The sequence below is a fragment of the Microbacterium panaciterrae genome, assembly GCF_039541635.1.
Classification (GTDB): domain Bacteria; phylum Actinomycetota; class Actinomycetes; order Actinomycetales; family Microbacteriaceae; genus Microbacterium; species Microbacterium panaciterrae.
In genome coordinates this window covers 62292-85111 of record NZ_BAABGP010000008.1, presented here as the reverse complement: position 1 = coordinate 85111, position 22820 = coordinate 62292, and the positions used below count along the sequence as shown (strand labels likewise).

Below are 22820 nucleotides of genomic sequence, written 5' to 3'. Positions count from 1 at the left end.
CCACCCGTCAAGGCGCTACCTTGTGTGAATCAAGCCTTCTGGGGAGGCATGTCATGTCAAGAGCTGAGCCAGCAAGCCCGCTCCTCGTTCGTGGTCGTAATCCAGCGCCCGACGGCGGATGGCCGTGGTTTCTCACGGGCTACGAGATCGCGTACATCCAGGAATGGAACGTACGACCTCCGAGGCTGGATGGGTGGGAGCCCACGCCTGACGCCGAACACCGTCTCGAGACGGAGGCTGAGGGCATCCGGTCGAAACGGGAGAGTCGCGCCAAGATCCCGTGGCGCAAGAAGCGCGTGCGGCGCTCGTGGCCATGGATCACTGCGGCCGCGCTGCTACTCGCCTGCTCCGTCGGCGCGGGAGTCCTGGGGCTACAGGCCTACCAGCAGATGCGCACGATCGCGCATCAGACGGCGCTGCTTGAGCAGAAGACAACAAATGAGTGACCCGCCGGAGCCGCCCACTTCGCGACCGCTGTCTCGCGCGACCGTGGAGAGGCCTGCGGAAAGACGCCTCGCTCGCGGCAGCGTGACGCTCTTGCTGGTTGTCGCACTATTTGTCGCTGTCGGCAGCGGCGGGTTTCTCGTCTTCGAACAGACGCAGGTCGCAATCGCGCAATCCGAGCATGCAGTTGCCTTCAAGAAGAAGGAAGCGCTGGACAAGGCGGTGGCGGACAAGAAGGCGAAGGATGACGCCGCGGCCGCGGAGGCGGCAGCCGCTGCGCAAGCCGTCGCAGCGGCAGCGGCTGAGACCGCACGCTTGAAGGCCGAGGCTGACGCTGCCGCGGTGGCGGCGGGATTCTTCCCGTCACCGACGGCGGATGGCGAGGTGTTCATCAAGCCAATGGATGGGGGCTGCACCACCATGCTGCTGTGTTCGTGGATTTCAGTGGCGGTTGTTAGCCCATGCGTGACTGGGGTCTACATAGCGGCGAACCTCGAAACCTCCGACGGCGTGGTCGTGGGCAGAACAAACTCCATCACTGGCGCCCTCGACCCCCAGCACCCAGCGGTGGTTGAACTGAAATACGCAGGCGACGCAACGCCCGACCTCACAAGTCGGGTAACCGATGCCCACTGCCTTTAGGACCACTTCCACATGGTGATGAATGCTGCGACGTGCCAGGCGCTCGTATCGCTTTTTCCCTTGGTAATGATCACGCTGGTACTCGAGCGGCGAAGCACGGCGATCAAGTTGCGAAGGCGAAAGTGGTTTAGGGATATCGCGGTATGGGTCCTGTCTGCGTCCCTGTTTGGGCTCGCATTTGCGATCAGTGGTTGTGCCGTGAACGGACTTTCTGGACTCCTCGGCGCACTTGCATGGGTGTGCACGGGAGTATCCGTCCTCGGCCTCGCGTGGACGCTTCTGGCGTCGATGGCCTCTACCGAGCTTCTCGAAGACGACGCGCGGACCGTGCTTCGCCGTTCTCGTCCCAAGGCTTTGATGGGACACCGTCGTCATCGACCTCGAATGAGGGCGTCGAAGCACAGGAGATGACAAATCCTCCCTCGGAGAGACTTTCCACGCAGCACACGCCTGGCTAGACTCCGCGCGGTGCCGGATGAACAGTGGACAGATCTCGACGATGAACGAGTTGCCTTCGAGGTGCTCCCAGAGAACGAGCCCGTCAAGCTCACTGGTGCGATCCGGAACGTCCTGACAGGTGATGAGGACTTTCACATCGTCGGCGAGTTCGTCACACCGGAGTCGAGGCGCGCCTGGGGTGACTTCCGCGCGGTCGGCGATGCGCTCCGTCGACAGGAGCCACTTGCGCTCGTCGACGCCGCCAGGCAGGTACCTGGGGCTCGAGATGTCGCCTATGTCTGGTTGATTCGCCTGGGCAGTATTGGTCTGATCACCGCTACCCAATCGGTAGAGATCGCATTCGTCTTCACCTGGGTCTGGCGCCCTGAGCTTGGCGGATGGAGGCTTCACGCTGTCGGGGGCGCTCCGGAAGCCCCGGACAGGGTGCCACGGACTTCGCCGGATGTCGCGCCGGCAATCAGGTCGTTCCTCGTCTCCTAGGCAACCTAGACGCGCACAGAGTCGAAGTCTTAGGCCGATCCGAAGAACGCCCAGGCTACTTACTCGCGGGGAGGGCTACCTTCGGGCACAAGTCGGCAAGCGCGGCAGTGACTACCACGTGCATCCGGTTGTAGCCGTTCGGATCAGCGACCGATCCCAGGGCTGCGGCAGCGTCGATCTGCTCTCGCTTGGTCGTGATTCCGAGAATGCTCTTCTGATCCGCAACGGTCTCCGCGAGGTCGCACGCCGACTTCCCCAGCGCTACAAAGTCTGGGACCTTAGAGAGGTTGACGCCTTCCGCGGATGCGGCCACCTTGACATCCTCGGCGAATCGCGATTCTGGGGTTGCCGGAGCTGAGCAAGCGGATAGCGCGAAGACCATTGCGGAGAGTAGGAGTGCCGCGGCGACTCGGGTCATGGCGCTGAGCGTAGTCGTTGGCGATGGCAGCCACCACTCCGCCAAAGATGCACACGTCATCGATACCCGAATTGCTACCTCAATGATATTTGACAAATTTAGAAAGAAAAAATCCTGCGCGCATTCTGCCCAGAGTCGGCTACGCCCATATGAGTTCTTTTAAATATGAGTTCTCTCTCTGCCCTTGCGATTCAAAATGGACCGCTTAATCCAACGCATTCCTATTGCTTCCGACGCGCAATCCCCGTAGAATGTTCACAACTCAACAAATAAACCCCGGCGATAGCTGTAACTATCCCGGGGCATGATCCCAATTCAATGGAGGAACTGGAATGTCTACTACGATACTCGATACCGACCGGGCTTGCATGATCACGTTCGAGGAGGTTCCGCATGAGCCCGGAAGTGTCTTTCTGTACTCGAACATCGTGAACCCCGACGGGTCACGCGGGCGCGAGAGCGCATCCTTCCAGATCGACCGCGCCGAACTTGTGCTCGCACTCTGCCAGCACTTCGACCTGATCAGTCAGCTCGCGCTCTTCCTCGATCTGGACGATCGGCTTGAGGAACTCGACTGGGTCGACAGGAATGCGCACCCCGCGGACTGAGTCAGTACAGGTCAGCCCCGTGCACACGACACCATCGCACGGGGCTTTCCTGTGCCCACATTCTGCCCACAATTGGCCGAGATTGCTTGTGATCGGGCGGGATCAAGGACGACTCAAGTAGGCGTCATCTCGGCCACTCGGGGAAATCGTCCGCACTACGATAGGGCTGGGTTTCGGGTTCGAGTCCAAGCCGGGGAGCAATCCCCCGAAGCCCCGTCCTCGCGACGGGGCTTCGTCAGTCGGCCTGCACCACCCAGATCCAGTTTCCGTCCGGGTCGTTGATCGAGAACATCGCGGGCACGGGGCCGCCTGCCGGCATCTCGTTCGCGGCCACGAGGCCCGCTGCCTGCAGCCGTGCCTTCTCTGCCGCGAGGTCGGCCACCTCAATGCCGATCGAACCGCCTCCGGGCTCTCCGCCCATGGGCGGGTTCAGCGCAAGGCGTGCCGTGGACCCGGCAGGGGCGACCTCGACCCAGCGTCCGGCGGTTTCTCCCTCACCCCAGTTCACGTCCATGCGGACCTCCCAGCCAAGGACCTCGGTGTAGAAGGCGACGGCGGAATCCTGGTCGGCGACGGTGAACATCGCAACGGCGATGGCAGCTTCTGAACTCATGCGCCGAGTCTCGCACCGGGCATCGGCGAGGGCAAGGGCCCCATGTCCGACGGGCGACTCGTGCAACGGCGTCAGGCGGAGCGCTCCACCCCCGGTGTCCAGAGCAGGTCGGCCCCGGCACCTCGGGCGACCACGTGCCCGCCACGGATCATCAGGGTCTCGGCGCCCAGCTCCCGGGCGAACGCGGCGTCATTGCTCACCAGGAGCGCGGCCATCCCGGTCTGGGTGCGGCGCCGGCTGATCGCAGCGAACACGACGGGGCGCACCTCCAGATCGAGGTTGGCGAGCGGCTCGTCGGCGATGAGCACTTTCGGATCGAGCACGAACGCCCGCGCGATCGCGACGCGCTGCCGCATGCCCGCGCTGAGCTCGTACGGAAACGACGACGCCAGGCCCAGCGGCAGGTGCAGCTCATCCAGCAGCGTCGCGACCCGGATCGCCAGGGCCTTGACGTTCACGCGTCGCTCGCGCTGCAGGATCGGCTCCGCGATGATCTCCTGCACCGTGAGCTGCGGGGTGAGCTGCGCCCCCGCATTCTGCGGCAGGTATCCGACACGATAGGTGAGCTCGCGCAGGCGCCGCCCGGGATGGCGCACCTTGACGCCGCAGACGGTCGCTCCTCCGCCGACGATGCGGATCGACGGGTCGGCGGCGCCGGACAGCGCTCCGACGAGGGTCGACTTGCCGGATCCGGTCGCCCCGGCGATGCACATCAGCTCACCCGCCGGGAGCGCGAATGTGACGCCGTCGATCGCTCGTGTGGGACCGGAGTGCCCGATCCGATCGATCACGATGTCCTCGCAGACGATCGCGGCCGATCCCTCCCCCGCTGCTCGCGCCATGGCTCCATCCTGCCTGAACCGACGGCAGCATGTCAGGACTCGATGAACTTCTGCCTCTCGACGTCGATCTCGACGAGCCTGCGGGCGATCGCACGCGCACCGTCCGATTCGGCGGGAAGCCGCTGGATGGCGCCCAGCAGCTCGTTCTTCTCCCGATCCAGCCCCCGCACGATGAGCCGGCGGCAGAGGCCCGCGGATGACTGCTTGGCGCTCTCCTCGTCTTTCGCGGGGAACGCCGCCATGAGCAGCTCTCCCGCCAGAGAGCGATAGGGCTCGCGGACGGCGTCCACGGCCTGCAGCGCCCACCCCGGACGCTGCCGGTCGGCGATCTGCGTGATCGCCTCCCGCACCGCGTCGAGTGCGGGCACCGTGAAGGGAGCGCTCATCGCGCGCTGCAGCAGCGCGGCGTCCAGCTGGTGACCGTACTGCAGCGCGCCCATGAGCGCGTCGCGCTCCAGATGCGCATCACCCGTGCGTGGCAGGGTGCGCAACGTCACGAGAGTGACCGACGGAGCCGCATCGGCGCTCGGCGCGGCCGTCGCCATGCCGTGGGAGCGTTCCGATGCAGGGGTCTCGCCCTGCCCGCGGCGGCGCTCGTTGCGGCGGACCTCGGCGTGCACGTCGGTCGGATCCATTCCGAGCCGTCGGGCGAGGATCCGCTCGTACTCGGGGCGCAGCAGCGCATCGCGGATCTCGGCGACGATCGGGGCCGCGGCGCGCAGCGCCCCGACCCGCCCCTCCGCCGTGCTGAGGTCGAAGGATCCGATCTTCCGATCGATCACGAACTCGAACATCGGCACCTTGGCCGACATCAGCGACCGCACGGCCTGGTCGCCGCGCTGCAGGCGCAGATCGCAGGGGTCCAGGCCGTCCGGTGCCACCGCGACGAACGTCTGCGCATTGAAGCGGTCGTCCTCGGTGAAGGCGCGCAGCGCCGCCTTCTGGCCCGCCTCGTCGCCGTCGAACGTGAACACGACCTCGCCGGCCGCCGAGTCGTCGCCCATCACTCGGCGCAGCAGCTTGATGTGCTCGGAGCCGAACGCGGTGCCGCAGGTCGCGATCGCGGTGGTGACGCCGGCCAGATGGCAGGCCATCACATCGGTGTACCCCTCCACCACCACGACCCGCTTGGGGTCGCCGCGCGAGATGTCGCGCTTGGCGAGGTCGAGCCCGTAGAGCACCTGGGCCTTCTTGTAGATCGGCGTCTCCGGGGTGTTCAGATACTTCGGCCCCTGATCGTCGTCGTAGAGCTTGCGCGCCCCGAAGCCGATGGTCTGACCGGTGACGTCGCGGATCGGCCACACCACGCGGCCCCGGAACCGGTCGTACACCCCGCGCTGTCCGGCGGACACGAGTCCGGCGGCCGTGAGCTCATCGCGGGTGAAGCCCTGCGTGCTCAGCGCCTTGAGCATGCCGTCCCAGCCGCGGGGCGCGTAGCCGACGCCGAAGTGGGCCGCCGCGCCGGCATCGAAGCCGCGCTGGCCGAGGAAGGCCCTGGCCGACTCCGCCTCGGCACTGAGCAGCTGGCCGCGGAAGAACTCGGCCGCAGCCGTGTTCGCCGCGTACAGCCGGCTGCGGCCGCTGGTCTCCGGAGCGGGACCGCCGTCCTCGTAGTGCAGGGTGTAGCCGACGCGCCCCGCGAGCCGCTCCACGGCCTCGGTGAAGCTGACGTGGTCCATCTCGCGCAGGAACGAGTACACGTCGCCGGAGACCCCGCAGCCGAAGCAGTGGTAATAGCCGACCTGCGGCCGCACGTGGAAACTCGGGCTCTTCTCGTCGTGGAACGGGCACAGGCCCTTCATCGACCCCACACCCGCGGACTTCAGCGCGACGCGCTCCCCCACGATGTCGGCGATGTTCGTGCGCGACTTCACCTCATCGACGTCGGCCTGCAGGATGCGCGGCATCAGGGCACACGGCGTTCTGCATCGGGGGCGGCGGCGCGAGAACCGTGCGAGGCCCGGGGACGGACATGCCGGGGCGACCAGATGCCGACCTCGGCAGGATCGATGTCGCCGACCAGCCGGTTGTGCCAGTCGACCGCGGTCTGATCGGTGAGGCTGGCGACCTGGTCGACGACCACCCTGGCGCGCTGCGCGTCGGATCCGGCATCGTGGAAGTCCGCCGCGAACGCCGGTTCGAACACGTCGGCACCCGCGGTCCACAGCGCGTCGGTGGACCACAGCGCATCGGCGAGGCGCTTCAGTACCCGACGCTGCTCCTTGTACACACCGCGGCGCGCGTCGATCGTGACGATCGACTGCCCCATGATGCCCTTGAGCACGGCGATCTCGGCCTCGATCACCTTGGGGACGACGACATGCGCGCTGTATCGGGCGAGCGTCGTTCCGGGGTAGGCCTCGCGGGTCGCGGCGACCGCCGCGCGGGCGAACCGGCCGATCATGTCGCTGGTGAGGTTCTTCAGGCGCGCCAGGTCGCGACGGGAGCGGTCGAACGAGTTCAGCCACATCGGCTGCCGGGTGAGCCGGTACAGCGCGTCCGCGAGATCCTCCCGGGTGAAGTCGTAGCCGACCCACTGCTGGATCCGTCCGACGAGCGCATGGTGCTCGGCGGGATCCGCGAGCTGGGCCACGTCGAGGTAGCCGTTGACGACCGCGTCCTCGAAGTCGTGCACGGAATAGGCGATGTCGTCGGAGAGGTCCATGATCTCGGCCTCGATGCAGCGCAGCCTGCCTGGAGCGCCCTCGCGCATCCAGCGGAACACGTCCTCGTCCTCGGGATAGACGCCGAACTTGAGCCGTCCGCCCGGGTCCGGCACCGGACTGTCCACCGTCCACGGGTACTTGCAGGTGGCGTCGAGGCTGGCCCTGGTCAGGTTGAGCCCGACCGAGCGGTCGTGGTCGTCGAGCACCTTCGCCTCGAGCCTGGTCAGGATCCGCAGCGACTGCGCGTTGCCCTCGAATCCGCCGATGTGTTCGGCCCAGTCGTTCAGGGCGCGCTCGCCGTTGTGCCCGAACGGCGGGTGGCCGAGGTCGTGGCTGAGGCAGGCGGTGTCGACGACGTCGGCGGAGACGCCGAGGGCGATCGCCAGTTCCCGCCCGACCTGAGCGACCTCGAGCGAATGGGTGAGCCGGTTGCGCGCGAAGTCGGCGGTGCTCGCGGGGCTCAGCACCTGAGTCTTCGCCGCCAGCCGCCTCAGGCCCGCCGAGTGCAGCACCCGCGCACGGTCGCGGGCGAAGTCGTCGCGCTCGGACCGATGCGTCTCGGCGAAGAAGCGGGCGCCGTCGTGGGCGTCGTAGCCGTCGATCAGCGGCGCGCCGTCGATGACAGTGGCGCCGGTCCCCTGCGCCGCGCCGGATGCGGACACGTCAGCCGCCACTGTTCTCGACCTCGGCGCCTCGCATCATGTCCGTCGTCTCCGTCGCCACCTCGCGCGAGTCCAGCCAGCCGTCCGGCAGCGCGGTGCGCTTCGGCGTGCCGGCCCGCCCGCGCTGGCCCTCGGCGGGTGCGCCGGGGTAGGGGGCGTCGCCCAGCGTGCCGAGGAGGTCGTCGATCTCCTGCAGCGTCGAGACCCGGGCGAGCGCCGCGCGGGTCTCGCCGCCGACCGGGTAGCCCTTGAAGTACCACGCGACATGCTTGCGGACGTCCTTGCAACCGCGATCCTCGTCCTCGAAGAACTCGACGAGCAGCTCCGCGTGACGGCGGAACGCGGCGGAGACGAAGCCCAGCGTCGCATCGACGGTGACCCCTTGCTCGTCCCCGAACGCTCCGGCGAGTTCGCCGAACAGCCACGGACGACCCAGGCACCCGCGCCCCACCACGACGCCGTCGCAGTCGGTCTCCGCCATCATCTGCACCGCGTCGTCCGCCGACCAGATGTCGCCGTTGCCGAGGACGGGGATGGACGTCACCGCCTGCTTCAGCTCGCCGATCGCGGACCAGTCCGCATGCCCGGAGTAGTACTCCGACGCCGTGCGGGCGTGCAGCGCGACCGCCGCGGCCCCGGCGTCCTCCGCGGCCCGACCCGCGTCGAGGAAGGTCAGATGGTCCTTGTTGATGCCCTTGCGCATCTTGACCGTCAGCGGCACGTCGCCCGCGGCCTTCACGGCGCGTTCCACGATGTCGGCGAACAGGCCGATCTTCCAGGGCAGCGCCGCTCCCCCGCCCTTGCGGGTGACCTTGGGCACCGGGCAGCCGAAGTTCAGGTCGATGTGGTCGGCGCGGTCTTCGGCGACGATGATCCGCACGGCCTCGGCGATCGTCGTCGGATCCACCCCGTACAGCTGGATCGAGCGCGGCGTCTCGCTCTCGTGGTGCTGGATCAGACGCATCGTGATCGCGTTGCGCTCCACGAGCGCCCGCGAGGTGATCATCTCGCTGACATACAGCCCTGCCCCGTACTCGCGGCAGAGCCGTCGGAAGGCCGTGTTGGTGATGCCGGCCATCGGCGCGAGCACGACGGGGACGTCGATCTGCAGCGGGCCGATCTGCAGGGGCCGGACGGAGGCGGGGGCGAGAGTCATAACCTTTCCATTGTCCCAGATCCGGAGCCGTCGATCCCCGCCCCGCCTAGGCTTGTGGACATGTCGGACACCGCGTTGCGCCAGATCCCGTTCATCGATGCCGAAGGCAGCACTCGCACGCTCGACGACTACGGGACAGGACCGGTCCTCGTCGTCAACGTGGCGTCGAAATGCGGCCTCACTCCGCAGTACGAGCAGCTGGAGGAGTTGCAGCGCCGGTTCGGTGATCGCGGATTCACCGTGATCGGATTCCCGTGCAACCAGTTCTTCGGTCAGGAACCCGGATCGATGGATCAGATCCTCGAGTTCTGCTCGACGACGTACGGGATCTCGTTCCCGATCAACGACAAGGTCAAGGTCAACGGGCGCAGCGCCGCCGATCTCTACAAGACCCTGAAGCAGACCGAGGACGGCCACGGCAAGGCCGGCCGCGTGGAGTGGAACTTCGAGAAGTTCCTCGTCGCGCCGGACGGATCCGTGCGCCGGTTCCGTCCGAAGCAGGTCCCCGATTCGCCCGAGATCGTCGCCGCGATCGAGGCCGCCCTGATCTGAACCGCTCGGCCCCGACCGCCCCGCATCACAGAGGGGACGGGCGGGGTGGGGGTCAGGCGGTGAGGGAGCCTTCGGCGCGCTTGGCCCACAGCTCGCGCAGGACGTTCGCGAACGCCTCGGGGGGCTGCGCGCCGCTCACGCCGTATTGCCCGTCGATGACGAAGAACGGCACGCCCTGGATGCCGTAGGCCTGCGCCTGCGCCTGATCCTGCCGCACATCGTCCAGATGACGCCCGCTCGTCAGCGCCTCGTGCGCGGCGGCACGGTCCAGGCCGACCTCCTCGGCGAGATCGGCGAGATCATCGATCCGGCCGACGTGGCGGCCCTCGGTGAAGTAGGCGGACATCAGCCGCTCCTCCATGTCCTGCTGACGCCCCTGCGCCTTGGCGTGGTGCAGCAGTTCGTGCGCCTTCACGGTGTTCGTGTGCTGCAGCAGGTCGAAGCGGTACTGCAGCCCGGCCGCCTGGGCGATCCCCGAGACCCGCTCGAGCATCTGCTCGACCTGTGCACGCGGCATGCCCTTGTGCCCCATCAGGAAGTCGGTCTCGTCGCCCTCGAAGTCGACGGGCGTGTCCGGAGAGAGCTCGAACGAGTGGAACGTAATCGACACCTGCGGAGCGTCGTCATCCTCGGCCGTGGCTGCGAGCCCCGCCTCGAGATTGCGCTTGCCGATGTAGCACCAGGGGCAGGCGATGTCGGACCAGATGTCGATCGAGATGGCTTCACTCACACCACGATTCAACCGCATGTTCCGGGGCGCTATTCCGTCGAGCACCGGAAGAACCTCCGGGCCCCGCTCAGAACAGCAGCGTCGCCAGCCGCTTGCGGGCCGCCCCGACCCGCGGATCCGCATCGCCGACGAGCCCGAAGAGCTCGACGAGGCGCTCGCGCACCCGCCCCCTGTCTTCGGGGTCGACCGCGGAGAAGAGGCCGAGCAGACGGTCGAACGCGTCGCCGACGTGACCGCCCGCGACGTCCATGTCCGCCACGGCGAATTGCGCGTCGACATCGGCCGGGGCCGCTGCGGCAGCGGCGCGCACCGCGTGCAGGTCCAGGTCCTGCGTGCGGTGCAGCAGACGCACCTGGCCGAGACCCGCCCTGGCCTCCTCGTCGCGGGGATTCTCCGCGAGCGCCTTCTCATAGGCGGTGATCGCCGCCGCGTAGTCTCCCGCCTCGATCGCGTCGAAGGCCGCCTGGTGCAGCGGCGGAAGCGGCTTCTCGACCGGCTCGGCCGGATCGACCTCGTCACCCGCGTCGCCCACGGGAATGGTCCCGGTCACGCCGTGCGAAGCGGCGAGCTCCAGCAGCTTCGCGAACACCTCGCGCACCTGCTCCTCGGGGACGGCGCCGGTGAACATCGGCACCGGCTGGCCCGCGACCAGCGCCACCACCATCGGGATCGACTGGGCCCGGAAGCCCTGCGCGAGCTGCGGATTCGCGTCGACATCGACCTTCGCCAGCACGACACGCCCGGCGAGTTCGATCACGACCTTCTCGAGCACGGGGCTGAGCTGCTTGCACGGGCCGCACCATTCGGCCCACAGGTCCACGACCACCGGGACGCTCTGCGACAGCTCGAGGATCTGCCCGAAGGTCGCGTCTGTCACGTCGACGACGAGCGGGGTCGCACCGCCCTCAGGACGGGGCGCGTCCGCGGCCGGCGCGGCCGGACGGTTGCGCAGGGAGGACAGATCGACAGCGCCGCGCAGGGCGGCGGCGGACATCTCGGTCACTTGATCTCCGTAACACTCTGAAGCTGCTGGGACGCGGCGAGCAGCGTCACCTTCCCGTTGGAACCCTGAACGGGCACGGAGAAGAAGAGCTGCACGCCGTACATCGACACGAAGCCGGCCGCCGACTGATCGACCCCGGTGAGCGCCTTCGCGGACGGATTCTTGTCGAGCTTGATGACCGCATCGGCGGAGGTCGGCTTGATCGTCTGCGAATCATCGACCATGACCGAGACGATCGCGCCGCTGTCGATCGTCGACATCGACACCGGAGCGGCCTTTCCCGCTGCCGCGGCGAACGCCAAGCTCGACGTCGTGTCGGCGTTGGCGTCCTTGAGCGCCTTCTGCACGGCCGCGCGGCTGTCCTGCACCGACTTGACGAAGTCCAGCGCCGTCTTGTCGAACTCGTCGTAGTACGCGCTCTTGTCGCCGTTGTCGATCACGTCCGCGAAGTGCGCGGCGAGTTCCTTCGGCTCGACGGTCAGGAACGGCGAGTCGGGCGGTGTGAGCTTGGCTCCCAGCCAGGCCGGCGCCATGCCCGGAAGCTTCGCGGCCGCCTGCATCTCGGCGACGTACGAGATCTTGTAGTTCGCCCACGGATCGGACTGCGTCATGGTCATGATCAGCGGCGCGACCTTCTGATCGCTGCCGTGCTCGACGAGCATCAGAACGGTGCGCGGCCACGAGTCGTACGCCTGCGGCACCAGGATCTTGATCTTGTCCGCCGGGATCGACGCGGGCAGCGCGAAATCCGTCACGCTTCCGCGCACCGCGTACGCGGTCTTGCGCGCGTCCAGAGCCGGACCGTCCAGGCGCGTCGCCGCGAGGGTCGCGTCGAGCTTCTTGTCCGCTTCGGCAAGGGTCTCGGAGATGCCCTGCAGGATCCTCGACGCCTGCGCCTCGGTCACGGCCGGAGTCTGCTGGCCGTCTTCGACCGCTGCCGTGGTCGTGGGCGTCGGAGTCGCCGACACGGCGGGGTGCGGCCACGCGTCGGGCGTGCAGCCGCTCAGCAGCGCGGCGGCGACGCCGACCGCCGGAACGATGAGGAGCGCGCGGCGCCGCCGGCCGGAATCGGCACGGCGCTCGGTCTTCGTTTCCCCCTGAGGAGCATGCTCTGGGCCGTCCGGAGTCGCGGCGGGCGCCGCGGGCGCCGCCTCGCGGGGCTCCTCGGAGCGGGCGTCGGAGAGTTCCGCATGATCGGCGACGTCGATCGGCTCGGTCACGGGCAGGGGCGGCGGCGCCTTGCGACGGGGGCCCCGGCCACGCCGGGAATGCCGGATCGCGAGCACGTACAGGATCAGGCCGAGAAGCAGGAACACCCCGCCGGCGACCATCAGCGGTCCCGCCCACGGCGTCGCGTTGTCCAGGGGCCAGGACACGACCAGATCCTTCGGCGCGTCCGCCTTCCCGTCTGACGCGACCAGCACGCTCACGCCCTCGGGCACCTGCATCCGGTCGACGAGCGCGTTCTTGTCGGTGAAGCTGTCCAGCCACAGATCGGAGCCTGCGGGGTTGCGCTCCTGCGGCTTGGCGCCGTCGGACCCGCTCTTCGGCTCGACGACCTTGGTCTGGGTCGTGCCGTCCTTGGCGAGGGTCACCCGGTTGTAGCTCACGTCCGACAGCCACGCGTTCAGGTCCGCGGTGCGTGCCTGCGCGACGAAGATCGTGCCGTCGCCGTGCGCCACGAGCGTCTGCTCGCCGGGATGCGCGCGCAGCACCGCGGAATCGATCACGGTGTAGGCCTGCGGCGCCTGCACGCTCAATTCCGCCGAGACGTCCTTCGGTCCGAGGAAGAGGGTTCGCTGCGCGATGCCTGCCCCGATCAGGACGGCCGCCAGCACGAAGGCCAGGACGGCCCATACAAAACGCACGAAAAGACTCCTCCGCGATCCACGGGCCGGCGCCCGGGATCTCCGCTCGACGTTTCAGACTAGCGAAACGACCTGTATGCACGCCACGAGGCGACCCGGTCCGGTCTGCATGTCGCCTGCGCGACGTCTGCACGGCGATGCGCTGCGACCTGGTCGGTTCCTCCGATTACGCTGGTGGCCGAGCGCGAAGGATCCCGACATGAAGCTGCACAACCCGTTCCGCACCGCCCTGGTGGCGACGCTCGGCGTGGGCCTGGGCATCCTCCTGCTGCAGAGCCTGCAGTCGCTGTCCACGATCCTGCTCTACGTCGGCACCGCACTGTTCCTCAGCCTCGGCCTCGACCCGATGGTGAGCTGGCTCACGCGTCGGCGGCTGCCCCGCTGGGCGGCCGTGCTGGTGACCATCCTCGTGGTGCTCGGTGTCTTCTCCGGCATCGTGCTGATGGTCATCCCGATCCTGGTGAGCCAGATCTCGCTCCTGGTCCAGCAGATCACCTCGATCGTGAACAGCGGCACCGCCATGGCCGACTTCAAGCACTGGCTGGAGGGCCTGCTCCCGAACCTCGACGTCGACACGGTCTTCGGCTACGTGAACGACTGGGTGAACAAGAACCTCGGCGACATCAGCAATTCCATCGGGCAGGGCGTGATCGTCGTGGGCGGGGCGTTGTTCGCCGGGATCAGCGGCGCGTTCATCATCCTGATCCTGACGATCTACTTCACCGCCGCGATCCCCTCTCTCAAGGGCGCCGTCTATCAGGTGGTACCGGCGTCGAAGCGCGATCGCTTCATCGATCTCGCCGAGCAGATCACCGCCTCCGTGGGCTACTACGTCATGGGCCAGGTCACGATGGGCGTGATCAACGGGCTGCTGAGCATGATCTTCCTGTCGATCATCAAGGCGCCGTTCGCGATCGTGCTCGCGGTCATCGCCTTCTTCTTCTCGCTGATCCCGCTGGTCGGCACGCTGACCGGATCCACGATCATCGTGCTGGTGTGCCTGGGCCTCAGCTCCACGCCCGTGACGGCGCTGGTCGCCGCGATCTACTACCTCATCTACATGCAGATCGAGGCCTACCTGCTCTCCCCGCGCGTGATGAACCGGGCCGTATCGGTACCCGGCGCCGTGGTCGTCATCGCGGCGCTGGCCGGTGGCGCGCTGCTGGGTCTGCTCGGCGCCCTGATCGCGATCCCCGTCGCGGCGAGCATCCTGATCATCTACCGCCAGGTGCTGATCCCGCGGATGAACGAGAGATAGCCGGATCTCAGGCCGCGGGCCACTCCTTCGGCAGCGGAAGCGCGGAGGGGTTCACGGCGGCCACGATCTCGTCCAGGACCCGGCGGGTCTGCGTCTCTCCCACCCACAGGTGCCTGCCGCCCGCGACGGCGATGAACGTCGCGTCCGGGATCGCCGCGAACCTCTCCGCGGCCTCGGCCGGGCGCAGGTAGTCGTCGAGCTCGGGGACGAGCACGACCACGCGGCGATGATCGTCGGCCCAGGCCGCGACCTCGTCCGGCGTCGCACGGTGCAGCGGCGGTGACAGCAGGATCACGCCCTCGATGTCGTGCTCTCGTCCGTACTTGAGGGCGAGCTCGGTGCCGAAGGACCAGCCCACCAGCCAGGGACGGGGCAGCCCGCGCTCGCGGATGAAAGCCATGGCCGCGGCCACGTCGTGCCGCTCGGCCGCACCGCCGTCGAAGACGCCGTCACTGGTGCCGCGCGGAGAGGAGGTGCCTCGCGAGTTGAAGCGGAGCACGGCGAGATCTGCCATCGCGGGGAGACGCCCCGCAGCCTTGCGCAGGATATGCGAGTCCATGAAGCCCCCCGCGGTGGGCAGCGGGTGCAGCGTCACGAGCGTGGCGACCGGATCCACGCTCTCCGGCAGCGCGAGTTCACCGACGAGGCACAGCCCGTCGCCGGTGTGCAGTTCGATCTCCTCACGGAAGGCGGGCAGTTGGCGAGGTCCGCGGATCTCCATGTCAGTTCCTCCCCCAGCAGCTGCTGTGCCAGTGCCGGCGGGCGGCGAGATCCGCTGCATCACCGAGGACGCCGTCCGCGCGCCACACCACGAGGTGGGCGGTGCCCGCCGGGATCATCCCCGAGCAGCCGGGGCAGCGATACTCCTTGTGCGCCTGGGCTGCCGTCAGCGGCTGCACATACCATTCGACGCCGCCACGCACCTCGGTGCGCTTCCAGCCCGCGATGAGGCGGTCCAGGGAGTCCTCGTGCGGGCGCGTCGGACGTCGTCGATGCGGGCGTGGCATGGGCGAGCGCTGCTCACCACCAGCTGTTGGCGGACCAGAACGCCTGAGCGGCGGCCCAGCTGCCATAGCGACCCACGGCATAGCCGTTGCCCCAGCGCAGGTTGTCGACCGGGTCGTATCCGTTGCCGGGCACCTTGCTGCACGGCAGCGCCTGCACGAGTCCGCACGCTCCGGATCCGTTCGTGGCGTTCGGGTTCCAGCCGCTCTCGCGACTCACGATGTAGTCGACGTAGCCCCAGTCGCCGGAGGCGATGCCGGCCGCCGCCATCCACTCGGCGGGAGCGCCGCCGCCGCTGTAGAACAGCGGGGCGTTGCTCGAGCTGCCGCTCGAGGAGGAAGAGGAGGAGTCGGACGAGGATGCCGGCTCGGGCGTCGGCGTCGGTTTGGGCGTGACGTAGACCTCGAACACGTCGCGCGTCTGCGGCGCGGGGGCCGCCCCGTGCACGGAGACCGTGATGTTCTGCACATCGTGGGCGGCGAGCGAGTACGCGGTCGTGGCGGCCGCCGCGGAGGGCACCGCGCTGGACATCGCGAAACCGGCAGGGGCGACGATCGCGACAGAGAAACCTACGACCGCGAGGCCGGCCAGAACGGCGGCCATCGGGCGACGCCGAAGTCGTGGCGATGTATCGCGGCGGAAGCCGGATCCGGAATCCTTCTGAGCGGCGCTTCGGGCAGGCGCCGCAATCAAATCGTTATCGGGAGTCACAATGGCTCCGAGTTTAGCCAGACGAACCTGAATCTGCCATGAGAATCGCTCAATGGATCGCGAGCAGCACGTCGATGGTCGCGTCCAGGAGCGCATCGACCTGCTCCTCGCGATAGCCTCGGCGCTGCATGCGGAAGGCGGTCTGGCGCACCTGTTCCGCGCTCAGCGCATCGCCGTCGCGCAGGAAGCGCACGATCCGCTTCGCGACGTGGTCGACCTCGTCGACCCGGTAGCCGAACGTCAGCAGACTCGTCCGGGCGAAGCGGTGGCCCTGAGGCCGGCTGAGGTGCTCGAGAATCACCTGAGCGTCCGTCCGTGCCTGACCGACCCAGGCCGACGCCCCCTGCGCGGCGACCGCCATCGCCCGTTCGCGCTGCGCGAAGGCCTCCTCGACCCGAGCCAGGGCCGCATCGACGGCGGCGATCTGATACCCGCGGCGTACGAGCGGGAACGACGCCGCGCGGATGTCGGCGGCGGCGATCCCCTCCGCCTCGTCCTCGAAGGCGCGACGGGCGCGCCCGAGGAAGGCGTCGACGGCGGCGCGCTGATAGCCCTTCTCGCGCCGTCCGAGCACCGGGAAGCTCGGGCCGGAGGTGTTCGCTTCTTGCGCGGAGTTCGTCATGCGGCCGCCAGGGGTGTGAAGAGGTGGAACAGGGCGAGGGCCACGACGGCCGAGGGCAGGATGCTGTCCAGCCGGTCCAGCAGCCCTCCGTGACCCGGCAGCCAGGAACTCATGTCCTTGATGCCGAGATCGCGTTTCAGCAGGGACTCGCCCAGGTCGCCGAGCGTCGCGGACGCGACCAGACCGGCGCCCAGGATGAGTCCGGCCCACCAGGGGATGTCCAGCATGAACTGGCCGATCAACGCGCCGGCGGCCAAGGAGGCGACGACGGCTCCGGCGAACCCCTCCCAGGTCTTCTTCGGGCTGACCCGCGGCGCCATCGGGTGGCGCCCCCCGCGCCCGAACAGCAGTCCGGACGCGTAGGCGGCGGTGTCCGCCACGACCACGACGATGATGAAGCCCAGCACCCACCATTCCCCGCGTGGCTGACGCAGGAGCAGGAACGTGATCGCGGCCAGGAACGGCACGTACACCTGGATGAACCCGCCCGCGAGCACGTCCGTCAGGACATCCCCATAGGTGCGGCCGTCACGCACGATCATCTGCCCGAGCAGGCGCCACACCACCACGACGAAGACGGCGACGAAGAGCATCACCCAGCACAGCCAGGGCTCGGCGAAGTACCCGCCGAGCGTCAGCGCGGCACCGACGACGAGCTGCGGCCAGACATCGACGTGGCGGCCGCCGACGCGCAACGCCAGCGCCAGCTCCCAAATCGCGAGCAGCACGATGGCCAGCCCGACGATCACGAACGACCACTTCACGAGAAGCAGCGAGGAGACGATCACGGCGCCGATCAGCACGCCGACCACGATCGCGAGCACGAGGTCGCGGCCTGTGCGCTCCTTGATCCGCTCGTTCGCCTGGTCGATCTGGTCGCGCGCGTGCGAGACGTGCGTCTCGAGCTCCGCCTTCTTCGCCTGCCACTGCGCGTGCAGGTTGTCACCCGTGCGCGTCGGCAGGGGCGGGCGTGGGGGGATCCCCGAGGCGTCGTCGTCTCCGGAGGGAGTGCTCATCCCGGGGCCTCAGACCTCGAGCAGCTCGGCCTCTTTGCGCTTCACAGCGTCGTCGATCAGATCGACGTGCTGGCGCGTGAGGGCATCGAGCTCCTTCTCGCCGCGAGCGATCTCGTCCTCGCCGAGGTCGCTCTTGAGTCCGTCCAGCTCGTCCTTCGCCTTGCGACGGATGCCGCGCACATGCACCTTGGCGTCTTCGCCCTTCGACTTCACCAGCTTGACGTACTCCTTGCGGCGGTCGGCGGTGAGCTCGGGCATCGTGACGCGCACGATGTTGCCGTCGTTGGTCGGGTTCGCACCGAGGTTCGGCATGTCGCGGATCGCCTGCTCGATCGCCCTGAGCGCCGACTTGTCATAGGGGGTGATGATCAAGGAGCGCGCCTCAGGATTCGCCAGCGAGGCCAACTGCGCGAGCGGGGTCGGCGAGCCGTAGTAGTCGACCAGGACCTTCTGGAACATCTGCGGGTTGGCACGGCCCGTGCGCACCGTGCTGAAGTCCTCCTTCGCGGCCTCGACGGCGCGCTGCATGCGGGAGGTGGTGTCGGCGAGGACATCCGCGATCACGGTGACTCCTATCGTCAGGGGGTTCGACTCAGTCTATCGGGGGTGCGCGTGAAGCCACGGCTCGCGGCACGTGCCGCACCGGGCGCGAGGCGGCTCCGGATCAGGCGATGACGCGGGTGCCGATGGGCTCGCCGAGCAGGGCCCGGGTGATGTTGCCCGCCGGCTCCATCCCGAACACGCGCATGTCCATGCCGTTGTCCATGCAGAGGCTGAACGCGGTGGAATCGACGACCTTCAGTCCGCGCACCAGCGCGTCCTGGAACGTGATCTCCTCGATCCGCACGGCGGAGGCGTCCGTCTTCGGGTCGGCGGTGTAGATGGCGTCAACGCCGTTCTTGGCGACCAGCACCTCATCGGCGCCGATCTCCAGCGCGCGCTGCGCGGCGACGGTGTCGGTGGAGAAGTACGGCAGGCCGGCGCCGGCGCCGAAGATCACGACGCGGCTCTTCTCCATGTGCCGTTCGGCGCGCAGGGGCAGATACGGCTCGGCGACCTGGGTCATCGCGATGGCGGACTGCACGCGCGGCGAGGCGCCGGCCTGCTCCAGGAAGTCCTGCAGCGCGAGAGCGTTCATGACCGTGCCGAGCATGCCCATGTAGTCGGCGCGGGAGCGGTCCATGCCGCGCTGGCTGAGCTCGGCGCCGCGGAAGAAGTTGCCACCGCCGACGACCACGGCGATCTCGACGCGGTCGGTGGCCGCGGCGATCTCCCGGGCGATCTGGCTGACGATGTCGGGGTTGACCCCGAGCTGCCCGCCGCCGAAGGCCTCGCCGGAGAGTTTGAGGACGACGCGACGTCGGCCCTGTCGTTCGGTCATGGGGTGCTTCCTCTCATCGTGATCAAACTACCGTGCATGGCACAGCAGAAACCTGGGGGCATGACGAAGGGGTTCGGACCCTGTCGGATCCGAACCCCTTCGATGCTGTTACGCGCCGACCTTGAAGCGCGCGAAGCCGGTCACCGTGATGCCGGCATCCTTCGCGACCTGGCCCACGGACAGCTTGTTGTCCTTGGCGTAGTCCTGCTCGAGCAGGGCGACCTGCTTGAAGAACGCGGTCACGCGGCCCTCGACGATCTTCGGCAGGGCGGCCTCGGGCTTGCCCTCGTTGCGGGAGATCTCGGTGACGATCTCGCGCTCCTTCTCCACGTCCGCGGTCGGGACGTCCTCACGAGCGAGGTAGGAGGGGTTCGCGAACGAGATGTGCTGCGCGATGCTGCGGGCGGTCTCCGCATCGGTGCCGGTGTAGGCCACGACCACGCCGACCTGCGGAGGCAGGTCCTTGCTGGTGCGGTGCAGGTACACCTGGAACGCGTCGCCGGTGAGCGTGCGCACGCGACGCAGCTCGACCTTCTCGCCGATGATGGCCGCCTCGTCCGAGATCAGCTGCTCGACACTCTGACCGCCGGCGTCGGCCGCGAGGGCCTCCTCGACGGTGTCCGCCTTGACGGCGGCGGCCGCGTCGGCGACCTTGTCGGCCAGCGCGATGAAACGCTCGTTCTTGGCGACGAAGTCGGTCTCGCAGGCGAGCTCGACGAGCGTCACGGCGCCGTCCTGCTCGCGGGCTGCGACCAGGCCCTCGCTGGTGGAACGGTCAGCGCGCTTGGCGTTGCCCTTCGCACCCTTCAGGCGCAGGATCTCGACGGCCTTCTCGACGTTGCCGTCGGCCTCCTCGAGCGCCTTCTTGGTGTCGACCATTCCCGTGCCGAGCTGCTCACGCAGCGCCTTGATGTCGGCGATGGTGAAGTTGGCCATGTTGTGGTGGCTCCTTGCTTCGTGTGTGTGCGTGTGCTGGTGGATGCTTACTTGTCCGCGGCCTCGGCGGCGGCGACCTCTGCGGTCTCCTCGCCGGACGCGGCGGCGATCGCCTCGTCGTGCTCGACGGCGGCGGTCGCGTCATCGGCCGACTCGGTCGCGGCGGTCTCGACCTCAGCGGCCTCGGCGACCACGGGGGTCTCCTCGGCGGCGGGCGCCTCGAGCAGCTCCTGCTCCCACTCCGCGAGCGGCTCGGCCTCGCCCGATTCCGGGTTGTGCTTCTGCTGCAGGCCCTCGGCCGCGGCGTCCGCGATGATGCGGGTCAGCAGCGAGACGGAGCGGATCGCGTCGTCGTTGCCCGGGATCGGGTACTGGAAGTCGTCCGGGTCCGCGTTGGTGTCGAGGATGCCGATCACCGGGATGCCGAGCTTCTTGGCCTCGTCGATCGCGAGGTGCTCGCGCTTGGCGTCGACGACCCAGAGCGCGGACGGCGTCTTGGTCAGGTTGCGGATGCCGCCGAGCGACTTGTGCAGCTTGTCCAGCTCGCGCTTCTTGAGCAGCAGCTCCTTCTTGGTGAAGCCGCTGTTCGCGGGGACCTCGTAGTCGAGCTCCTCGAGCTCCTTCATGCGCGCGAGGCGCTTGGAGATCGTGGAGAAGTTGGTGAGCAGGCCACCGAGCCAGCGCTGGTTCACGAAGGGCTGGCCGACGCGGGTCGCCTGCTCCGCGAGGATCTCCTGCGCCTGCTTCTTGGTGCCGACGAACAGGATGGTGCCGCCGTGCGCGACGGTCTCCTTGACGAAGTCGTACGCCTTGTCGATGTAGCCGAGCGACTGCTGCAGGTCGATGATGTGGATGCCGCTGCGCTCGGTGAGGATGAAGCGCTTCACCTTCGGGTTCCACCGGCGGGTCTGGTGTCCGAAGTGAACGCCGCTGTCGAGCAGCTGGCGGATGGTGACGACGGCCATGGTCGTACTCCTTGTTGGTTGAGGTTGTGCTGCCGGTCGGACGACCGGCGATCCTGGTGCCCGGCGCGCACTCCACCTTCTCGCGAAGGACCTGTGGAGTGTTCGCCACGTTGAACGCTGTGGGCACGCGTAGTCACCCCGTCACACGGGATGCCCGTCAAGCATATCAGGACCAGGGCGCGGGCTCCGCCTCGGCTCCGCACAGTGCGCGCCCGCCGCGGATCCTGCACCGATTGCGTCGGGGGGCGCTGCCGCCCTGCTCCGCTGCTGCATGCTCGGCACATGCATTCGATCGGCACTGCGGGCGCTGCCCGCCTGCGCGGCCACCGGTTCCGGGTCGGCGCGGCCGTGCTGTGCGTCTGGCTGATGCTGCTCACGGCGACGCCCGCCGCCGCCGTGCCGCCCGATCTGCCCGACGGCGGGTGGGTCTGGCCCTGGGCCGGTCCGCGTTCGGTGGTCGCCCCGTTCCGCGCGCCCGCGCACGACTACGGGCCGGGTCATCGCGGCATCGACATCGCGGCCGCGGGCGAGGTGCGCTCCCCCGCCGACGGCGTGATCGCGTTCGCGGGCACGGTCGTGGATCGGCCGCTGCTCACGATCGATCACGGCAACGGGCTCGTCACGACCCTGGAGCCGGTGCGCACGGCGCTCTCGCCGGGGGCCGCGGTCCATCGCGGCGACGTCGTCGGATCCCTCGAGACGGGTGGGCACAGCCCCGCCGGCGCCCTGCACGTGGGCGTGCGCTGGAACGGCGCCTACATCAACCCGATGCTGCTGTTCGGCGGGGTGGAGCGGGCCGTGCTGCTGCCCTGCGGATCCGGCGGCTGCTGACCCGCAGCGGGGCTCAGGCCCGCGGGTGCGCCAGCCGGTACGTCGTTGTGAGCCGCTCCGCGGAGACGTGCGTGTAGATCTGGGTGGTGCCGAGGCTCGCATGTCCGAGGATCTCCTGCACCGCACGCAGGTCGGCGCCGCCGTCGAGGAGGTGGGTCGCGGCGGAGTGCCTCAGCGCGTGCGGCCCGACCGTGTCCGCGCCGATCACCGGGGCCAGCACCCGTGCCACGAGCTCGTAGACGGCCCGCGTGCCCAGCGCTCCCCCGCGCGAGCCGCGGAAGAGCGCCGGGCCCGGGCGTTCGGCGCGGGCGACCAGCGTGGGGCGGGCGCGGCTCAGGTACGCCGCGATCGCGGTCCTGGCCGGGCCGCCGAACGGCACCACGCGCTCTTTGCCGCCCTTGCCGAGCACACGCGCCGTGCCGCGGTCCAGATCGACGTCGTCGACGGCGAGCCCGCACAGCTCGGAGACCCGCATACCCGATCCGTACAGCAGCTCCAGGACCGCGCTGTCGCGGAGCCGGATCGGATCTCCCTCCCGCGCGGCGTCGCGGGCCTCATCCAGCAGCACCCGCATGGCGTCGACGGACGCGACGGCGGGCAGGGTGCGGCCGCGTTTCGGGGCGATCAGCCGCAGGCTGGGATCGGCCGGAACCGCACCGGATTCGCTCGCCCAGGCGAAGAAGGAGCGCACCGCCGCCGTCCGCCGGGCGAGCGTGGCTCGCGCGTCGCCGCGCTGCGTCGCCCGCCACAGCCAGTCCCGGAGCGTCTCCAGGTCGACGCTGGACAGCTCCGCATCGGCGCTCGCGTCGGCGAGGTCGGCGAGGTCCGAACGATAAGCCCGCACGGTCGCGGGCGACAGCCGGCGCACCTGAGCGAGGTGCGCCGTGAACGCCGCGGCGGCCTCGGATACGCGCATGCGTCCAGCATGCGCCTGGTCACCGTGACCCACCGG

At 68.6% G+C, this 22820-nt stretch carries 26 protein-coding genes; 7 read left to right on the top strand and 19 right to left on the bottom strand.

Annotated elements, in window-relative coordinates; genetic code table 11:
• Positions 1-53: 53 nt before the first annotated feature.
• From ABD882_RS05310 to ABD882_RS05300, 3 genes are all read left to right on the top strand, one after another.
• On the top strand, positions 54-446 hold the full coding sequence (locus ABD882_RS05310) for a hypothetical protein (RefSeq protein WP_345185082.1): 393 nt from the start codon (positions 54-56) through the stop codon (positions 444-446).
• An 82-nt stretch (positions 447-528) separates the two neighbouring features.
• A complete protein-coding gene (locus ABD882_RS05305; protein ID WP_345185081.1) occupies positions 529-1086 on the top strand; it encodes a hypothetical protein in 558 nt (185 codons plus the stop codon).
• Between the two features lie 468 nt (positions 1087-1554).
• A complete protein-coding gene (locus tag ABD882_RS05300) occupies positions 1555-2025 on the top strand; it encodes a hypothetical protein (protein ID WP_345185079.1) in 471 nt (156 codons plus the stop codon).
• Between the two features lie 55 nt (positions 2026-2080).
• On the opposite strand, the gene ABD882_RS05295 is transcribed toward ABD882_RS05300, so the two are convergent.
• Positions 2081-2443, bottom strand: a complete 363-nt coding sequence (locus ABD882_RS05295) for a hypothetical protein (RefSeq protein ID WP_345185078.1) — start codon at positions 2441-2443, stop codon at positions 2081-2083.
• Between the two features lie 368 nt (positions 2444-2811).
• Here ABD882_RS05295 and ABD882_RS05290 point away from each other — a divergent pair, with 368 nt between their 5' ends.
• Positions 2812-3051: a hypothetical protein gene (locus tag ABD882_RS05290; RefSeq protein WP_345185076.1), complete on the top strand. Its 240-nt coding sequence runs from the start codon at positions 2812-2814 to the stop codon at positions 3049-3051.
• A 235-nt stretch (positions 3052-3286) separates the two neighbouring features.
• Here ABD882_RS05290 and ABD882_RS05285 read toward each other — a convergent pair whose 3' ends face one another.
• The 5 genes from ABD882_RS05285 to dusB form a co-directional block, all read right to left on the bottom strand.
• Positions 3287-3664 (bottom strand): VOC family protein, encoded by a 378-nt coding sequence (locus ABD882_RS05285; protein WP_345185075.1) that lies wholly within the window; start codon positions 3662-3664, stop codon positions 3287-3289.
• 71 nt (positions 3665-3735) lie between these two features.
• A complete protein-coding gene (locus tag ABD882_RS05280) occupies positions 3736-4506 on the bottom strand; it encodes an ATP-binding cassette domain-containing protein (RefSeq protein ID WP_345185073.1) in 771 nt (256 codons plus the stop codon).
• A gap of 32 nt (positions 4507-4538) precedes the next feature.
• Positions 4539-6413, bottom strand: coding sequence for a DNA primase (gene dnaG, locus ABD882_RS05275; RefSeq protein ID WP_345185072.1), 1875 nt, complete (start codon positions 6411-6413; stop codon positions 4539-4541).
• Complete coding sequence (locus ABD882_RS05270) at positions 6413-7792, bottom strand: deoxyguanosinetriphosphate triphosphohydrolase (protein ID WP_425563339.1); 1380 nt, start codon at positions 7790-7792, stop codon at positions 6413-6415. The genes dnaG and ABD882_RS05270 overlap by 1 nt, the downstream gene beginning before the upstream one ends.
• A gap of 43 nt (positions 7793-7835) precedes the next feature.
• The gene (gene dusB / locus ABD882_RS05265; RefSeq protein ID WP_345185070.1) at positions 7836-8990 is read right to left on the bottom strand and encodes a tRNA dihydrouridine synthase DusB; all 1155 of its coding nucleotides are present in this window, start codon (positions 8988-8990) and stop codon (positions 7836-7838) included.
• Between the two features lie 60 nt (positions 8991-9050).
• Between dusB and ABD882_RS05260 the strand changes: the two genes are divergently transcribed.
• On the top strand, positions 9051-9542 hold the full coding sequence (locus ABD882_RS05260) for a glutathione peroxidase (protein WP_345185069.1): 492 nt from the start codon (positions 9051-9053) through the stop codon (positions 9540-9542).
• Between the two features lie 52 nt (positions 9543-9594).
• Here the strand turns inward: ABD882_RS05260 and ABD882_RS05255 are convergent, their stop codons facing one another.
• The 3 genes from ABD882_RS05255 to ABD882_RS05245 all read right to left on the bottom strand — a co-directional run bounded on the left by ABD882_RS05255 (position 9595) and on the right by ABD882_RS05245 (position 13143).
• Positions 9595-10272 (bottom strand): DsbA family oxidoreductase, encoded by a 678-nt coding sequence (locus ABD882_RS05255; RefSeq protein WP_345185068.1) that lies wholly within the window; start codon positions 10270-10272, stop codon positions 9595-9597.
• Positions 10273-10339: 67 nt separating this feature from the next.
• The gene (locus ABD882_RS05250; protein WP_345185833.1) at positions 10340-11266 is read right to left on the bottom strand and encodes a tetratricopeptide repeat protein; all 927 of its coding nucleotides are present in this window, start codon (positions 11264-11266) and stop codon (positions 10340-10342) included.
• Positions 11267-11271: 5 nt separating this feature from the next.
• Positions 11272-13143: a DUF8094 domain-containing protein gene (locus ABD882_RS05245; protein ID WP_345185066.1), complete on the bottom strand. Its 1872-nt coding sequence runs from the start codon at positions 13141-13143 to the stop codon at positions 11272-11274.
• Positions 13144-13342: 199 nt separating this feature from the next.
• Here ABD882_RS05245 and ABD882_RS05240 point away from each other — a divergent pair, with 199 nt between their 5' ends.
• Positions 13343-14401 (top strand): AI-2E family transporter, encoded by a 1059-nt coding sequence (locus ABD882_RS05240; RefSeq protein WP_345185064.1) that lies wholly within the window; start codon positions 13343-13345, stop codon positions 14399-14401.
• A 7-nt stretch (positions 14402-14408) separates the two neighbouring features.
• Here ABD882_RS05240 and ABD882_RS05235 read toward each other — a convergent pair whose 3' ends face one another.
• The 9 genes from ABD882_RS05235 to rpsB all read right to left on the bottom strand — a co-directional run bounded on the left by ABD882_RS05235 (position 14409) and on the right by rpsB (position 21037).
• A complete protein-coding gene (locus ABD882_RS05235) occupies positions 14409-15122 on the bottom strand; it encodes an alpha/beta hydrolase (protein WP_345185062.1) in 714 nt (237 codons plus the stop codon).
• A 1-nt stretch (position 15123) separates the two neighbouring features.
• The gene (locus ABD882_RS05230; protein ID WP_345185060.1) at positions 15124-15408 is read right to left on the bottom strand and encodes a hypothetical protein; all 285 of its coding nucleotides are present in this window, start codon (positions 15406-15408) and stop codon (positions 15124-15126) included.
• A gap of 13 nt (positions 15409-15421) precedes the next feature.
• Entirely contained in the window at positions 15422-16009 is a 588-nt protein-coding gene (locus ABD882_RS05225) for an aggregation-promoting factor C-terminal-like domain-containing protein (RefSeq protein ID WP_345185057.1), read from the bottom strand.
• Positions 16010-16166: 157 nt separating this feature from the next.
• Positions 16167-16739 carry a DivIVA domain-containing protein gene (locus ABD882_RS05220; RefSeq protein ID WP_345185055.1) on the bottom strand — a complete coding sequence of 191 codons (573 nt, stop codon included), beginning with the start codon at positions 16737-16739 and terminating at the stop codon, positions 16167-16169.
• Positions 16736-17755, bottom strand: a complete 1020-nt coding sequence (locus tag ABD882_RS05215) for a phosphatidate cytidylyltransferase (protein ID WP_345185054.1) — start codon at positions 17753-17755, stop codon at positions 16736-16738. Before ABD882_RS05215 ends, ABD882_RS05220 begins: the two co-directional genes overlap by 4 nt.
• A gap of 9 nt (positions 17756-17764) precedes the next feature.
• Positions 17765-18319 carry a ribosome recycling factor gene (gene frr, locus ABD882_RS05210; RefSeq protein ID WP_345185052.1) on the bottom strand — a complete coding sequence of 185 codons (555 nt, stop codon included), beginning with the start codon at positions 18317-18319 and terminating at the stop codon, positions 17765-17767.
• Between the two features lie 100 nt (positions 18320-18419).
• The gene (gene pyrH, locus ABD882_RS05205) at positions 18420-19136 is read right to left on the bottom strand and encodes a UMP kinase (protein ID WP_345185050.1); all 717 of its coding nucleotides are present in this window, start codon (positions 19134-19136) and stop codon (positions 18420-18422) included.
• A 108-nt stretch (positions 19137-19244) separates the two neighbouring features.
• A complete protein-coding gene (gene tsf, locus ABD882_RS05200) occupies positions 19245-20072 on the bottom strand; it encodes a translation elongation factor Ts (RefSeq protein ID WP_345185048.1) in 828 nt (275 codons plus the stop codon).
• Between the two features lie 47 nt (positions 20073-20119).
• Complete coding sequence (gene rpsB / locus ABD882_RS05195; RefSeq protein ID WP_345185047.1) at positions 20120-21037, bottom strand: 30S ribosomal protein S2; 918 nt, start codon at positions 21035-21037, stop codon at positions 20120-20122.
• Positions 21038-21319: 282 nt separating this feature from the next.
• On the opposite strand from rpsB, the gene ABD882_RS05190 reads away from it, so the two are divergent.
• Positions 21320-21868 (top strand): murein hydrolase activator EnvC family protein, encoded by a 549-nt coding sequence (locus ABD882_RS05190; RefSeq protein ID WP_345185045.1) that lies wholly within the window; start codon positions 21320-21322, stop codon positions 21866-21868.
• Positions 21869-21881: 13 nt separating this feature from the next.
• On the opposite strand, the gene ABD882_RS05185 is transcribed toward ABD882_RS05190, so the two are convergent.
• Positions 21882-22784, bottom strand: coding sequence for a tyrosine recombinase XerC (locus ABD882_RS05185; RefSeq protein ID WP_345185044.1), 903 nt, complete (start codon positions 22782-22784; stop codon positions 21882-21884).
• Between the last annotated feature and the right edge of the window lie 36 nt (positions 22785-22820).